Origin of the sequence: Pleionea sediminis (assembly GCF_007570825.1) — a bacterium.
In the GTDB taxonomy this organism is placed as follows: Bacteria; Pseudomonadota; Gammaproteobacteria; order Enterobacterales; family Kangiellaceae; genus Pleionea; species Pleionea sediminis.
This window is the reverse complement of sequence record NZ_SUNB01000001.1, coordinates 1027104-1042590: the sequence shown is the minus strand read 5'-3', so window position 1 is coordinate 1042590 and position 15487 is coordinate 1027104. Positions and strand designations below refer to the sequence as shown.

General features: G+C 39.5%; 18 protein-coding genes. 11 read left to right on the top strand and 7 right to left on the bottom strand.

The window, feature by feature from the left end; genetic code table 11:
- Positions 1-12: 12 nt before the first annotated feature.
- The 4 genes from FAX86_RS04145 (at position 13) to tsaD (ending at position 2817) form a co-directional block, all read left to right on the top strand.
- Complete coding sequence (locus tag FAX86_RS04145) at positions 13-270, top strand: YkoF family thiamine/hydroxymethylpyrimidine-binding protein (RefSeq protein ID WP_144392065.1); 258 nt, start codon at positions 13-15, stop codon at positions 268-270.
- A complete protein-coding gene (gene pnuC / locus FAX86_RS04140; RefSeq protein WP_144392064.1) occupies positions 270-920 on the top strand; it encodes a nicotinamide riboside transporter PnuC in 651 nt (216 codons plus the stop codon). The genes FAX86_RS04145 and pnuC overlap by 1 nt, the downstream gene beginning before the upstream one ends.
- Positions 886-1722: a phosphotransferase gene (locus tag FAX86_RS04135; RefSeq protein WP_164503450.1), complete on the top strand. Its 837-nt coding sequence runs from the start codon at positions 886-888 to the stop codon at positions 1720-1722. Before pnuC ends, FAX86_RS04135 begins: the two co-directional genes overlap by 35 nt.
- A gap of 78 nt (positions 1723-1800) precedes the next feature.
- On the top strand, positions 1801-2817 hold the full coding sequence (tsaD, locus tag FAX86_RS04130) for a tRNA (adenosine(37)-N6)-threonylcarbamoyltransferase complex transferase subunit TsaD (RefSeq protein WP_144392062.1): 1017 nt from the start codon (positions 1801-1803) through the stop codon (positions 2815-2817).
- Here the strand turns inward: tsaD and FAX86_RS04125 are convergent.
- The 3 genes from FAX86_RS04125 to plsY form a co-directional block, all read right to left on the bottom strand.
- The gene (locus tag FAX86_RS04125; RefSeq protein WP_144392061.1) at positions 2814-4049 is read right to left on the bottom strand and encodes a tetratricopeptide repeat protein; all 1236 of its coding nucleotides are present in this window, start codon (positions 4047-4049) and stop codon (positions 2814-2816) included. The two genes, tsaD and FAX86_RS04125, sit on opposite strands and share 4 nt — an antisense overlap.
- Positions 4050-4220: 171 nt before the next feature.
- On the bottom strand, positions 4221-5720 hold the full coding sequence (locus FAX86_RS04120) for a dipeptidase (RefSeq protein ID WP_144392060.1): 1500 nt from the start codon (positions 5718-5720) through the stop codon (positions 4221-4223).
- A 39-nt stretch (positions 5721-5759) separates the two neighbouring features.
- The gene (plsY, locus tag FAX86_RS04115) at positions 5760-6350 is read right to left on the bottom strand and encodes a glycerol-3-phosphate 1-O-acyltransferase PlsY (protein WP_144392059.1); all 591 of its coding nucleotides are present in this window, start codon (positions 6348-6350) and stop codon (positions 5760-5762) included.
- A gap of 87 nt (positions 6351-6437) precedes the next feature.
- On the opposite strand from plsY, the gene folB reads away from it, so the two are divergent.
- The 7 genes from folB (at position 6438) to FAX86_RS04080 (ending at position 11930) form a co-directional block, all read left to right on the top strand.
- Positions 6438-6788 carry a dihydroneopterin aldolase gene (gene folB, locus FAX86_RS04110; protein WP_144393189.1) on the top strand — a complete coding sequence of 117 codons (351 nt, stop codon included), beginning with the start codon at positions 6438-6440 and terminating at the stop codon, positions 6786-6788.
- A gap of 2 nt (positions 6789-6790) precedes the next feature.
- On the top strand, positions 6791-7297 hold the full coding sequence (gene folK, locus FAX86_RS04105; protein ID WP_144392058.1) for a 2-amino-4-hydroxy-6-hydroxymethyldihydropteridine diphosphokinase: 507 nt from the start codon (positions 6791-6793) through the stop codon (positions 7295-7297).
- Positions 7294-8013 carry an SDR family oxidoreductase gene (locus tag FAX86_RS04100; protein ID WP_144392057.1) on the top strand — a complete coding sequence of 240 codons (720 nt, stop codon included), beginning with the start codon at positions 7294-7296 and terminating at the stop codon, positions 8011-8013. Before folK ends, FAX86_RS04100 begins: the two co-directional genes overlap by 4 nt.
- Positions 8014-8037: 24 nt before the next feature.
- A complete protein-coding gene (locus tag FAX86_RS04095) occupies positions 8038-9255 on the top strand; it encodes a class I SAM-dependent methyltransferase (protein ID WP_144392056.1) in 1218 nt (405 codons plus the stop codon).
- Positions 9256-9516, top strand: coding sequence for a hypothetical protein (locus tag FAX86_RS04090; protein ID WP_144392055.1), 261 nt, complete (start codon positions 9256-9258; stop codon positions 9514-9516).
- Between the two features lie 30 nt (positions 9517-9546).
- On the top strand, positions 9547-10356 hold the full coding sequence (locus FAX86_RS04085; RefSeq protein ID WP_144392054.1) for an undecaprenyl-diphosphate phosphatase: 810 nt from the start codon (positions 9547-9549) through the stop codon (positions 10354-10356).
- Between the two features lie 227 nt (positions 10357-10583).
- On the top strand, positions 10584-11930 hold the full coding sequence (locus tag FAX86_RS04080) for a hypothetical protein (RefSeq protein ID WP_164503449.1): 1347 nt from the start codon (positions 10584-10586) through the stop codon (positions 11928-11930).
- Here the strand turns inward: FAX86_RS04080 and FAX86_RS04075 are convergent.
- From FAX86_RS04075 to FAX86_RS04060, 4 genes are all read right to left on the bottom strand, one after another.
- A complete protein-coding gene (locus tag FAX86_RS04075; RefSeq protein WP_144392052.1) occupies positions 11927-12760 on the bottom strand; it encodes a hypothetical protein in 834 nt (277 codons plus the stop codon). The two genes, FAX86_RS04080 and FAX86_RS04075, sit on opposite strands and share 4 nt — an antisense overlap.
- A 64-nt stretch (positions 12761-12824) precedes the next feature.
- A complete protein-coding gene (locus FAX86_RS04070; RefSeq protein ID WP_144392051.1) occupies positions 12825-13673 on the bottom strand; it encodes a hypothetical protein in 849 nt (282 codons plus the stop codon).
- 58 nt (positions 13674-13731) lie between these two features.
- On the bottom strand, positions 13732-14967 hold the full coding sequence (locus tag FAX86_RS04065) for a multifunctional CCA addition/repair protein (protein WP_144392050.1): 1236 nt from the start codon (positions 14965-14967) through the stop codon (positions 13732-13734).
- A gap of 7 nt (positions 14968-14974) precedes the next feature.
- A complete protein-coding gene (locus tag FAX86_RS04060) occupies positions 14975-15382 on the bottom strand; it encodes a DUF4870 domain-containing protein (RefSeq protein ID WP_144392049.1) in 408 nt (135 codons plus the stop codon).
- Positions 15383-15487 lie beyond the last annotated feature (105 nt).

Below are 15487 nucleotides of genomic sequence, written 5' to 3'. Positions count from 1 at the left end.
TAGGTGTGCATTATGCAATTGGCTGTTGAAATAAGCTTATATCCATTAAAAGATGGTTATAAAGTTGATATTTTAGGTTTTATTAATAAGTTAAATCAGTACGAAGGACTTGCAATAAATACTAATGCAATGAGTACACAGATATGCGGGGAATTTGATTTAGTCATGGATGTACTCAAGAATGAAATGAAAGAAGTTTATCAAGAGCAGTTCAAAGCTATCTTTGTCTGTAAGTTTTTAAATTCTGATATCACAGAATTTAAACTGTAATGGAGTTCTTTCAAATTTTGGCTGAGCAGTGGCGGGCACAAAATACCTGGGAAGTGATCGCTGTAGCTCTTTCAATTGCATATATTATTCTTGCCGCAAGGGCCAGTAGTTGGTGTTGGCCTTGTGCTTTTGTCAGCACTGCTATATTTAGTGTTTTATTTTTTGATACTAATTTATTACAGGAAGCAGCATTAAATATTTATTATTTAATCATTGCTGTTTATGGCTGGTATCACTGGAGGTATAGCAAAAATGAATCATCTGACAAAGAAGCTCATGAGCTGCCAATCTCAAGATGGTCCGTGAAGCGACATTTGAAATGGATTGGTATAGTAACGATCGTTGCTTTGATTTCTGGCTTTTTCTCTGATTCCATTTTGAAGGCAGATATGCCATACATTAATGGGTTTACGGTATGGTTTGCGGTATTTACCACTTATTTGGTCGCTCAAAAAGTTCTTGAGAATTGGTACTATTGGCTGGTATTAAATCCCATTTCATTCTATATATTTTATCAACAAGAATTGTATGTTACTTGCCTTTTGATGGTGGTTTACTTTGTTATGACCTTGTATGGAATTTATGAGTGGAAAAAATTATGGCGTCAACAAAACAATGAAGTCAGTCGAAGAACTTCTTCTGCTGTTTAAGCAGGAAGAAATATTTAGCGATGGTGTTGAAGTTGTCGCGCCGTTACCAAGCGATACTAATGAATGTTGGTTGATAAAAGATGAAGCATCCTCTTTATCAAAAAAGAATGTGAGTAAGGGTGTCTCACTTTGGGTTCTTAAGTGTCTACGACAAGATGAGTTGTCGATTAGTTACGATGTGTTTATTAAGAATACTCAACAAGCTGAAAATTTAAATCTAACACCTCCTTTATCGTATCACGATGAGGAGTCCCGTTGTTTGATCGTTCCGTATCGAGAGTCGGGTAATTTATCTAATGTATCCTGGTCGAAAAATAAGAAAATAGAACTGGCGGCCAAGTCTTTATCTTTAATCCATGATTCGAATATGAACTTTCAACCGATGGATCTCTATCAAGAAGTTGAGCAATATCTTTCGATGTTAGAAAACATAAGTGATCAAACTAAATACATGGCCAAAATCGCCGAACTACCAGCGTTACCAGAGCGAAATTATTTTGCAAATATTGACACGCACTGTCCTTGTCATATGGATTTGTCATTTGAAAACTTATTAGCTAATGGTGAGATATTGGACTGGGAATACGCCAGACAAGCATTGCCTTTGGTCGATATTGCTTCTTGCGCCACGATAAATGAGCTAACGAATGATGAAGCAAACCTACTGTTTCAGAAATATTGTAGTTACCGTAATATTAATGCATCGTCTGAGCATTTTACTATATATTGTCAGTGGACAAAGCTACTCAATCAAATCTGGTATCAAGTCGCTGACCAGGCGACAGAAAGACAATTCTCCTAGTAATTTCTGATATTGCCAAGCATCGCTTGATTTAAATTATGATAAACTGACCTCAAGAATTAGTAACTAGAATTATCTATGGCAACTCGAGTATTAGGTATAGAAACGTCTTGTGATGAAACAGGAATTGCAATCTACGATTCCGAACATGGAATCCTTTCGCATGCGCTTTACAGCCAAACTGAAACTCATGCTGAGTATGGCGGTGTCGTGCCAGAGTTGGCTTCACGAGACCATATTCGCAAAACTGCCCTACTTACGGAGCAGGTGATTCAACAAGCCGGCCTTAAAGGTCAAGACATTGATGCTGTTGCTTTTACTCAAGGGCCTGGTTTGATTGGCGCTTTATTGGTTGGATCGACTTTTGGACGTTCATTGGCCTATGCCTGGGGTGCTGAGGCAGTGGCTGTCCATCATATGGAAGGGCACCTACTTGCTCCTATGCTTGAAGAAGAAAAACCTGATTTTCCATTTGTCGCATTGTTAGTTTCTGGCGGACACACACTTTTAGTCGATGTAAAAGGTATTGGCAACTACACCATTCTCGGTGAATCGATCGATGATGCTGCAGGTGAAGCCTTTGATAAAACAGCAAAGATAATGGAGTTAGGTTACCCCGGAGGTCCCATGTTAGCGAAGTTAGCAGAAAAGGGACGTCCTGGCCGTTACAAGTTTCCTCGACCAATGACTGATCGACCTGGATTAGATATGAGTTTTAGTGGTCTTAAAACTTTTACCGCGAATACGTTAAGGGACAGCGATCAATCGGAGCAGACATTGGCTGATATCGCTTTTGCATTTCAAGAGGCTGTTGTTGATACTTTAATGATCAAGTGTCGCCGAGCGATTCAGCAAACAGGACATAAGCAGCTGGTGGTTGCTGGTGGCGTTAGTGCAAATGTTTCCTTACGGGACGGGCTTGCAACACTAATGCAAAAAGTGGGTGGTAAGGTTTTCTATCCTCGTCCTGAGTACTGTACCGATAATGGCGCAATGATCGCTTATGCAGGATATTGCCGGTTTAAGATGGGTGAAAGAGAAACTTTGCAAATAAAGGCTCGGCCGCGATGGCCAATCGATGAACTAACTTGTTAGTTCATCGTCAAGGATAAAATTTTATTTTTGTATTTCTCTTTTATTTCTTGCTCATAAGACATATCAATCGCTTTGTTAAAAAGCTTTTTGGATCCGCGAATATCTCCTTTTAAGAATTCAATGGCAGCTAAGCCGGCGTAAGTTTCGTGTAAATAGGGCGCTGACTTTTGAGCTTTCAAAAAGTATCGCTCTGCGCGACTTAACTTTCCTTCTTGAAGTGCTTCGTAAGCTGTGTCAATCCAGTCAAAAGGATTAGGCTCATTCAGAGCACGCATTTTCTCTTCTACTCTTAATGCTGCAAACTGTCGGTTTTGCTTCATTAATAAACTGTGATAGTTTCCCAATAGTTCGACTTTCTTATCGGAGTGCTCGATTCCGAATAAGTAAATTCTTTCCGCTTCGTTGTTTAACCCTTGTTTTTGATATAATAATGCAAGCATATTAAGAGATGCTTCATTAATATAATGATATTGCATAGCTTCGACTGTGTACCAATAGGCCAATTCAATGTCGTTATCTATAAAAGACTCTGCAGCTTTATTGTTGTAAAAAATAGCAAGAAATTGATCGTCATTAACACGTCTTCCACCTAGTGAAAATAAACTGGGATAGTAATCGATGGTTACATAAGGCTTAGTGAGTGTGAATGTTCCTGGTTTAGGGCTGAAAGTAGGATCATAAAGTTTACTTTTGATGTGCTGTCCCCTAATAACTACTCCATTTTGTTTCTGATAAATGGGAGCTTCGGTTACTAGTTGATAGCTAATCTCTATATTTTTTGCTTTGGCAAATGCTGTCGTTAAAACAGCTAATGACATACAGTTACCATTTAAGTTTTCTAATGTTTCTCTTGCAGTTAAAGTTTTCCCTTTGTAAGAAAAGTTTTCTGAAATCTTTTCAAGATATGCGCCAACAATTAAATTTTCTGGTGTATCCACGCGTATTCGAGAATTTATAACTTTATCTTTACCTTTAAACTTAATATCTTTTAAATAATCTTGTTTGAAAATTTCGTATTTTTCTTTCTGTTCTTTTGTGAGAGAAAATATAGATTCGGCATTAACAAGTTGAGGTTTTTTTGTAAAAAGAGGTTGATCGATAGAAAGTTTCGGTGGTTTTTTTTCAATTATCTTTGTTTTTGACACTTGCTTAACAGAGGTTGCGCAGCCAGCGAAAAGAACTAAGCTAGTGAGTATAAAAACAACGTTTTTCATGGCTTTAATAGAGAACACAAGCTTTTACCCTTTTACCAACACTACTTTTTCAGTCTAGTTATTTTGATTTAGGTAGACAAGCACTTTTCTATTGAATTAATAGAATGTTTCAACTTCGTTGCATAATTTAGTTTTTAATTCTAATTTCTGCTATTAAAATCTCAGTAAATACAAAAAGTTAATTATCATTTATTGTGAAGTAAGCTCTAATATTACAGCTGTATACATTTTGAGCGTCAACTCGAAGGTTTTTCTGGTCATGAACTCATACTCTGAGTGTCCTGTGTATTCTGCATCTGGTAATGAAGGGCCAAAACTAACTGCATTTGGAAAGAGTTTTGCGTTGGTTGAGCCTCCAATTGCAGCCGGCTTGGGATTTTGAGTTTTTGTAAAATAAGAGTAAACATTCAATAATGTTTCGGTGTGAGGAGCGTCTTTAACCCATAATGGATCGCCGACATATATGTCTTTAATAATGAGAGGGATTTGTGATTTTTCTTTCCATTTATCTAATGCTTTTTGAATGTCTCGTGTCACTTGATCTTTCGTTTTACCGAAAGGGCGCCGAACATTAATAAAGACTTCCAATTCATTTTTATCATTAAATTTAACTTGAGTTGGAGAGAGAGTCATTGGACCCATGAAAGTATGTGTATAAGCTAGGTTACCAAATTTTTTGCCTTCAATTCCAACGCCAACAAGTTCATTTAGGTATTTAATAGCAAACGCAGGTGCTGAGTCTGCCCAATTAACCACTTTAAGTGATTCGGCTAGAATATTAACCGCATTTATTCCATGTTGTGGAGTGGACGAATGCGCTGCCTTTCCTTTCACCGATATGATAATGCTGTCGTCAATCGCGGTGGTTTCAAATTGAATGGGATATTGTCGCAGTTGATATCGAATATCAGCCAATTGAGTTGATGTTATACCTGTGACTTCTGCAATCGCATCTTCTGGAATCTGACTTCGAAAAGCACCTCCCTTAAAGCTTAAAACAGCCGGACCGTTTGTCTTCTCACTTTTAGAAAATGTTGGAAAAGCAACGTTTATATGGCTCCAGGCTTTTTCCGCTATAACAACAGGGTAATCGGAGTCAAAGGCGATATTAACCGGTGCAGGTTCATAGGTTTTTAAAAATTCTTTTAATGGCTCCCAGTCAGATTCTTCAGCCATATAAATGAGTAATTCTACTTTGCCTTTTAGTGGATAGCCTTTATCTTTAATCGCTTTCATTGCATACAATGCTGCAGCGATAGGTCCTTTATCATCTTCTGTACCACGACCAATTAATTTGTCGGGTGCTGATTCTCGGTCAAGACTGAATGGATTTTTTTTCCATTTGGCTGGATTTGCTGGTTGAACATCGCCGTGAGTAATTAGTCCTAAAACTTTTTCACCTTGGCCAAGAGATATCGTAACAACATAGCCATGGTCTTCGGTTTCCAATCCGAGAGACTGTGCTTTTGTTTTTAACCACTTGCGAAAGTTTATAAAGTTTTTATCTTGCAAATAAGGCACTGCAGGGTCGGCAACGGTTTTGAAACTAATCATTTCGGCTAGCGCATTTTCTGCGGCAAGAAGATACTCTTTTGCTGCATACTCTGATGCTTTTTTCGCTTGAGGAGAAACTTTAGAAGTCGCAAGTGGACTCACGGCGATAATGATAAAAAGTAGGATAATTCGCATAGTTTTTATTGTCAGTGATCGATCCAGTTTAAGGAGTGTTTAGCTACTGGTTCCCAGTTTTGATTCGGAGCCTGAAACCATATTTCGAATATTTTGATGATGTCGAAATACCAGCAATACACACATTAATAACAAAAAAATAAATTGTTTAGGAAAAAAATACCAAGCGTAGAATGGAACCGTCAATGCGGTAATGAGCGCTGATAGGGAAGATATTCGAAACGCCCAGGCGCAAATGAACCAGCAAAGTGCAGAATACATTCCGAGTTGCCAGTTCATAACCATGATGACACCGAAAAAAGTAGCGACACCTTTTCCGCCTTGAAATCGAAAAAAAACGGGAAACAAGTGACCAATAAAAGCTGCAAGTCCGACTAAACCAACGACGTAAATCGGTTGCTCAAGAATGACTGTCGCGGCTACCGGGGCTGCCCCTTTTAAGCTATCGCCAAGCAGGGTGAGAAAGGCTGCTTTTTTGCCGCCAATACGCAATACATTGGTGGCACCTGGATTTCCTGAACCGGAATCTCTAGGATCTCCAAAGCCAAAAAGTTGGCAGATAAGGATGGCGCTGGAGACTGAACCCAGTAAATAGGCTGCAATAATCAAAGAAAAAGCCAGCGCATCCATGAATTTGAGTTAAATGATTGTATAATGCCGCTAGCATTACATTGCGTTGAACAGAAAGCAAGTCAACAATTAACGATAAGGCAACCAATGGATATTGTATTTATAGAAGATCTTGCCGTAGAGACGGTGATAGGTATTTACGATTGGGAGCGGAAAATACGACAAAAAGTTGTATTTAACATTGAGATGGGTACTGACATAAAGCCAGCCGCTACAACTGATACTATTGACGAAGCGTTGGATTACAAAGCCGTCGCGAAGCGAGTAATTAGTTTTGTTGAGCAAAGTGATTTTCAGTTGGTTGAAACCATGGCTGAACGTGTCGCTGAAATTATATTAACAGAATTTGATGTTCGCTGGCTAAGCTTGAAGTTAAGTAAACCAGGTGCAGTTAGAGGTTCGAAAGCCGTGGGCGTAAAGATTGAGCGGAGCAAGTAAAAATGCCGCAAATTTTTGCCAGTATTGGCACCAATCAAGCTCGCGAAACGAATCTAAAATTAGCCATGGATTGTTTGTATGAGACTTTTGGTAAATTAACAATTTCTCCTGTGTACCAAAGTCAGGCTGTCGGATTTTCAGGAGAAGATTTTTTTAATTTGGTGGTAGGGTTTGATTCTGGCGAGTCGATAGAAACGATTAACCAGTATTTCAAGCAAATAGAGAAGCTGGGTGGTCGCGATCACTCTTCCCCAAAATTCAGTGACCGTACATTAGATATCGACCTTTTAAACTACGGCTATGAGGTATGTGATTTACCGATAAGGTTGCCTCGAGAAGAGATATTGCACCATGCTTTTGTTCTTCAGCCATTAAACGACATTGCACCTGATTGGATACACCCTGTTGCTCTAAAAAGCGTGAAGGAATTATGGTCGAGGTTTAGTGATTCCTCTCAAAAACTGTTTCATATACCGGACCCTATTGAAATGAGTTCATACAAGTCATGAAAAAGACGGCGATGATTACCGGCGGAGCAATTCGAATCGGCCGAGCATTAGCTGAGGCTTGTGTCGTTCATCAATATCAATTAATCATTCTTTATAACTCTTCGCAGCAAGAAGCATTAGAGTTTTCAAAGCATTTAAAAAGCTCAAACATTAATCATCACCTTATGCAGTGCGATCTCTCATTACAGGATCAGGTCGTTAATGTGTTTGAAAATATTCCCGATGATTTTAAACCTGTCGACCTACTTATTAATTCAGCTTCCGTTTTTCCTGAGACTGATGATTGGGATAACATTTATGAAAATTGGGAAAGTATCTTGGCGATTAATAGTTTTGCACCACTTGCTTTATGTCAGCAGTTTGCTCAGCAGGCGAAAGCAGAACAAGATTATCAGATTATCAATTTGCTCGATGCCCGATTAAATCACGTTCAAGTAGAGCGACTTGTTTATCGATGGTCGAAACAGCTTCTTAAACATATGACTCTGGATTTAGCAAAAACATTGTCTCCTAAAATTCGAGTCAATGGTATTGCCCCTGGTGCTATTCTTCCTCCTCCAGGCAAAGGAAAAGATCATTTGAATCGATTGGCAGATTCAATACCCCTTAAAAAGACAGGTAGTGTAGAGCAATTAAAACGGGCGGTAGATTATTTAATCTCACAAACTTTTGTTACTGGTGAGATACTAACAATTGATGGTGGCGAGTTTTTGTAACTCGCTCAGTTGGTGGGGGCTCTTATGTTGAATCAATCGCAATATCATGCCTTGATTGCAAATCAGGTAAAAGAGCTCGACTTACCGATGCCTGATGATGAAGAAATAGAGTTTAGTTTTCAAAATTATTTGTACCTTGCAGAAAAAATTAAGGCATCAAGCGATGGTTTAGTCGCATTTTCTGATTTCGTGCAAGGGGCGCTCTATAATGTTCACTCGGGTTATTACACCACTGGTAAGGATCTCCTCGGGGCCAAGGGTGACTTTGTAACCGCTCCTGAAATATCTGAGATCTTTGCAAAGGCGGTGGGAAAACATCTGCAACCCGCTTTAAAAGCAACTGGAGGGAAGCTGATTGAGTTTGGCGCAGGCAGTGGCAAGCTGGCAGCGCAACTTTTGCAAATGTATAGCGACGATATTTGCGAGTATCAAATTATTGATGTATCGCCAGCTCTAAAAGAAATGCAGGTAGAAACATTGCGCAGTCAGCCATTTGCCCTGTCTGATGAGGTTTTAAGTAAGATAAGTTGGCGAAAGGGTTTTCCTGAGGTCGAGCTCGAAGGGGTTATTTTGGCAAATGAATTACTCGATGCAATTCCGGCTCATCGTTTTCGTTTTGCTGAGGGGGTATTTCAAGAGGAAGCCGTTGCCTTAAATGATATGGGGCAGTTCGAGCGGCAGTGGACTTCTCAACTTTCAACTGAATTATCGGATTGGTTATCTTTACACCGGAGTAAAGTGGCTTGGGAAGATAATGTCATTTATGAGGCTGCTCCGTGGCGCAGCGGATGGCTTAAATCTGTCGCTAACAGTTTGTCGAAAGGTATGTTGTTGTTTATCGACTACGGTTATGTGGCCAGTGATTTCTTTAACCCAAACCGTGCCCTTGGCAGTTTACAGTGTTTTTATCGGCATCGGCATCATGACCGTTATTGGTATTTAACCGGCTTACAAGATATTACGACTCACGTTAATTTTTCTGAGTTGTGTCATTCCGCAGAAGCTGCTTCTCTCAATCTGGTTTCATTTTGTTCTCAAACTGATTTCATACTATCTTCAGGTATTTTGAGCCAAGTCGAGCAGTCGGAAAACACAGCTGAAAGAATAAAGCATTCGCAAGCTATTCAACAGCTTATGATGCCTGGACAAATGGGAGAGGTGGTAAAGGCGATTGCTTTTGAGCGAAACATCGGCCAAAATGCCGCTCCGCTAATGTCCAAACAACGGAATTCGAGGTTATAGATGCATTGGTTAAAGGCGTTTTTTGTTGTCTCATTGTTGTGGATTGTTCCATCTTCAATGAATGCCGCAGAGCCACTCGACTGGAAAACTCATGGCTTAATCGCTCTAACCATCGCTATTTGTCTTTCAGTAGGATTGATTTGGAAAAATAAAGAATTGGATACCGCGCCTGCTCGTATCATGGCGTTTGGTGTTTACTTTTGGGTTATAATTTTTTCACAAGCGATTCTTTATGGGTTGTACTACGGATTTGTTCGTTAATTAATATTGATTGAAAAATGAGCTGGTAAAATGGATTGGATTGAAATAATTTTTCTTGCATTAATTCAGGGATTGACGGAATTTTTACCGGTTTCTAGTTCTGCCCACTTAATACTTCCTTCGCAAATTTTAGGCTGGTCTGATCAAGGGCTTGCTTTTGATATTGCGTTACACATGGGAACCTTAACGGCGGTTGTCATTTATTTTCGTGAAGAATTAATCCGTATGACAGCGTCATTTTTTCGGACGGGGTTTTCGCAAAATATGGAAAAAGATGCCAAGCTTGCTTGGGCTGTCATTTGGGGTACTGTGCCGGTTGGTATTTTGGGATTAATATTCAGTTTGTTAGATGTGGTCGATAACTATTTAAGATCGGTATCTGTCATCGCAACAACGACCATTGTTTTCGCGTTGTTACTTTGGTGGGTAGAAAAAAATGTAAAGCATAAGCGAGACGAATACGATATAACCTGGAAAGATATTCTTATCGTGGGTTGCGCACAGGCCTTAGCGCTGATTCCAGGGACCAGTCGCAGTGGGGCGACTATTATGGCCGGATTATGGTTAGGTTTAACTCGAACGGCTGCCGCCCGATTTTCATTTTTATTATCGATACCGGTCATTGTGCTTTCAGGAGGCCTAACTACTCTTAAGCTCGCTCAACAGCCAGAGCCTGTTATGTGGGGAGAGCTTGCTGCTGGATTTGCTATAGCCGCAGTAAGTGCATTTACCTGTATTCACTTCTTCTTAAAGCTCATCGATAAAATTGGCATGATGCCTTTTGTGTGGTATCGCTTGGCGCTAGGATTAGCCTTGATCGGTTTAATTATTTGGGCTTGATCCTTTAAGAATTAAATCAGTTCAAGTGAAATTATTTTAAGCTTTGGCTTTTTGTCCTGACGTTTTGTACTTGAATCGCTACGAATCTAGTTCGATTCTATTTAGTCTTAAGAACTGAGATTTAAAGTCTCCATTGGCTTGGAACTGTGAGAGTTTGAACTCATTACTGTTTTATTTGAATGGGTTTGCTAAAGTTACAGGTATCTTTTTCTTATTAATCAATGGTTATGCAAATTACAGAAGCTGAGCTGGCAGTACTGAATTGTCCCAAAACAAATAGCCCTCTATCTTTGTCTGAGGGGCAACTCGTATCCGAAAAAGATTCTGTCCACTATCCAATAATTAATGATGTTCCCTGGCTGTTAAAAAATCCGCTTCATTCAATGGTTGACTGGACCATTAAACTTAATCACTTTAATCAAGTGCTGACTGACGAAATTCGAGTGTTGGTAAATGAAATTAAAAAGTCGAGCGGAGAAACGGCGAGGCGGTTGACGTTACTGTGTGAAGGGAAAGTACGTTTTCAACAGCAGGTAACGCAATTGGTAGCGCCAATTTTAAAGGCAAAAGTGGCCAGCAAACCGATATATGATGCGCTCAGTGATCGTGCTCCTCATACTCAGAATTTATTAAGTTATGAAGCCAATTTATATCGCGATTGGGTTTGGGGTGGTGAGGAAAATAATGAATCTTTAGATATCATTAAAAAGGTTATCGACGAACAATCAATCAACAACATACTGGTACTGGGAGCTGGTTCATGTCGTTTAGCTTATGATCTTCACTGTTCATTGACGCCTAAATTAACTCTCGCAAATGACATTAATCCACTACTTCTTTTTGCGGCGAAGGAGATTCTTTGGGGCGATGGCCTTACTATTGAGGAATTTCCTCTCCATCCTAAAGCCATTGATTCTGTGGTAGTTACTCACGAAATTGAAAGTATTAAAGACACGCCAGATAATTTTTCTTTGTTATTTAGTGATGCGACTAAGCCAGCAATAAAAGCGGCTTCTATGGATACTGTAGTCACGCCTTGGCTTATTGATATTCAACCCTTTGAATTGAGCCAGTTTTTAGCAGCGGTTAATCATTATTTACCTCGGGGCGGTCAATGGATTAACTTTGGTAGCTTAGTGTTCAACCAAAATCGAGATGCTTTGTGTTACTCCATCGACGAAATTAAAGACGTAGCTCTTAAAGCTGGGTTTGAGATCGAGGATATTAAACAGAATACAATTCCCTATTTAAAATCGCCGTATAACGCGGGCTATCGTATGGAAACGGTATGGAGCTGGCGAGCGGTTAAAGTAAAAGAAGTTCAGCTAAAGAAGGAGCTCGAAAATTTACCAGACTGGCTTATTGATATCGAGAAGCCAGTTCCAAATAACCGAACTTTTCAGTCCTTTGCTTTTAGTCATCAGTTGTATTTAGATATTGCTTCAAAAGTTGATGGTAAGAAATCCATTAAAGATATTGCCAAAAAGTTTGCAAAGGAGCGTTCGATAGAGCCAAATGAAGCGACTTCGATGATTAAAGATTTTTATCTAAAAATTATTCGTGAAAGTCATTAACGCTTAACTTGTTGGGCCCGCTTTTTTATAATGTGAGGGGCATAACTTTTAAATTCGATAGATTTTTTTTTGCTACAAGCACCGGCGCCCATCATGATTGGGTTATCAAATTCATCCAGTGGATCATCTTCGGGGACTGAGTAGCAATTTCCATCAATGCGCACCATTTGCTGACCGCCGATAGATTGAAACTCTCGATATCGGTGTGAGTCAATTTCGGAGCGTATGTGTTCTAATAGCTCGTTATTTCTCTTTTCATCTTCACGTCGCCGAATTTTATCGACTAGTTCTGAATCGAAAATATTGCTGGTGTCTATTCTATCGTTTGAGTTTATCGACGGTTCATTGATGGTTAAAGGATGATTTTCTATATGTTGATTCGCATGTGCTTTTAAGTTGCTATAGATATCCAAACCAATAGTGGTACTTTGTGCTTTTGATACAGAAATAACGCCGTTGTTATCTGTGGGTACCTCTTTAGGACTGGATGTTAGAGTCGAGTTGATGGGCTTTTGAGTTCTTGTCGGCTGAGTATCTGGCTCAGCTTTTTGCTCAGTTGAGGGGACGACAAAGTCTGTTTTTTTCGGAGCGACAGTTTGAGTGTTTTTGGGTACTTCTTTTGATTGTGTTTCGTTCAGTGAACTTTTGGGTTGATGCTCAGTTTTATGACGGGTTAATTGAATATGAATTTGATTATCACTTTGTATTGTTAATTTAGGAGTAAGTTTTTGATTCCAGAGGAAAATTAATAGTAATCCATGCAGCACAAGCGAGCAAGTAGTCGCTAGCCATAGAACATTATGCTTGTGGAATGAATTCGTTAAAGTCACTTATCAAAGTTTAATCAAGAGTGTGGCCATGGTATGACCGACAAAGTCTCAATAAGTTCTAAAATTAACCGGCTTCAAAAAGAGGTACATTGAGAAAGCTCGCCAAAGTTTCTGCATTCTTTCTTATTTTTTCTCGGTTTCCATGATCGATAACATTTAAGCGATTGCCATCCACTAAAATCAAATTGAGTTCGTAGCTGTAATAGGATGATTTATCGCCGCGAATGTATTCGCTAAGAACTTGAATGCCAGCAATATCAGATAGTGCCACGCTTTCTTTTTGAGCTTTTAAACCGGAGAAAGAGTGAAACTGTTGCCTTCCTTTCCAATAAGCATTTGCTCCTTTATCGAAAACTCGAGGTATTGACATAAAGTAATACATGACAATTCCTGATACAAAGAAAACGCTACCTATTAAAGTAGGGATAATCTCTTTTGATTCCATATAGAACATAATACCAACCGCGGCACCAATGAGTGAGAAAAGTGAGCAAAACAAAGTACCGCCAATGGATATTTTAAACTCAAGTCTACGAGGTGTTGTTTGAACGAGGCGATGTGTGCCGAAGTTGGTACCACCCGATTTTATGGGTGTCCAGTCCAGAGTTCTGGCTGTTAATTTAATATCATCGGATTCTATTTTATCAAAGAGATCCTTTTCTCCATCTATATCACGAGTTATTTGTTTGCTTGATAATTTTTTTTTATTTTTAAGATGCTTTGAAATTCCAGCAAGGACAATTCCAAAAATGAACACAAAAGGTGAGTTTTGTTTTATAAATGAGGTAATGTCCTCTCCGAGAAATTCAGTGACTGGTTTAAAAGGGATATTAACAAAAAAGGCTATCGCGAATATCGACAAACCGATAAATTCAAGTATTTGAAAAACTTTTCTGTTCTTGTTATCCGACATGAGGTATACGTGCTGTTTTTTAATTAACTTATTTATAAATAAGTGTAAAGAAGCTCATTTAATTTTCATGCTTCGAGTTTTTAATAAAGTGCTTTGCTTTCTGGACGCGTTCCTGGTGGATTCGTTCACCCACTTGCTTTCCTTTAAATCCTCTCTCAATAATTGCTTTTGTATCGATATCTTGTGTGGCTTCCCTAAGATCGCTTAAAAAGGTTTTTTGCGGATAGTCTCGAGACTCAAAGCCTGTGCGGCCTTTAAAATCCGCTTCACAGGCAAGTAACAAATGTTCGAATCGATCACTGTGGGTGTAAGCTCCCGCTTTTTCGAAAAACTTAATAATTGTTTTGGGGGACAGCTCAAAAGCTTTGTGACTGTGCAGATGATACTCAGATGTAAGGCATGCTAATTGATTGAGTTTTTTAGGAACTCGTAATCGCTCGCAAAGACTTTTAATGACATCGATACCGGCTTTTTCATGGCCTTTATGACTTGGCCATTCTTCTGCTGGTGTTAATCCTTTGCCTAAGTCATGACACAAGGCTGCGAACCGAACATCGATGGAGTCAGACAGAAGAGCTGCTTGATCAAGTACCATCATGGTGTGGATCCCTGTATCGATTTCTGGATGCCACTTTTCTGGATTTGGTATTCCCCATAAGCGATCGAGTTCGGGGAAAAAACAAGAAAGTGCATGCGTGTCGTGTAAAACCTCAAAGTAGACAGCGGGTGACTTTTCTAATAACGCTTTTTCCGTTTCTTTCCAAACTCGTTCAGGAGTTAAAGTATTGAGTTCTCCCGATTGAGCAAGTTGCTGCATTAATTTAAGTGTTTCATCGGCAATGGTAAATCCCAAGGAGGCGTAACGCGCTGCGAATCTCGCAACACGTAAAACTCTTAGTGGATCTTCGACAAATGCGTCGGATACATGGCGTAGTACTTTATCTTCAATGTCTTTTTGCCCATTGAACGGGTCAATCAAAGTACCGTCTTCGGCTTTAGCAATCGCATTTATTGTAAGATCGCGGCGCTCGAGATCTTGTTCAAGAGTGACGTCTGGCGCGAAATAACAATCAAAGCCGTGATAGCCCTGGCCTGTTTTTCGTTCTGTGCGAGCAAGTGCGTATTCGTCTTTGGTTTCTGGATGCAAAAAAACGGGAAAATCTTTTCCGACTTGTTGATAGCCGTCTTTTTTAAGCTCTTCGGGAGTGGCTCCAACAACAACCCAATCGCGATCAACGACAGGGCGATTGAGTAATTCATCGCGAACTGAGCCACCGACCAGATAAATATCCATAAGGTCTTTAATTTACCAACCGAATACTAATGGGGTAGCGGTACATTATTCCATCATTCGCTTTTACTCCGGCAATTATGAGCATAATAAGCCAGAAAATGAGTAGAACTGGAAAAAGAACAATACCTATAAAAACAAACATTAATACGATACAAATGACAGATGCGATTGCCATTGTGATGTTAAAGTTAAGCGCCTCTCGACCATGAAAGTCGATGTAGGCTGATTCATGTTTCTTCATAAGCCACATCACCAGAGGGCCTATAATTGAGCCGAATGGAATAATTAGACCGGCAAAAGCTGCAAAATGACAAAACATGGCAAATTGCTTTTCATCATAGGTAGGTTGGGGTTGCTCAATATGTCCGTAGCCAGACTGGTGTGGTTCTTCACTATCAGGTCTTTCTGTTTCCATAATAAAGGCTCCATAAGATTATGATATATTGAAAGTTTACCCAACGAATGTCATTTCGTCAGCTAGATATCGCTGATTATCTGATCAAGTCTGTAACTAATCCCT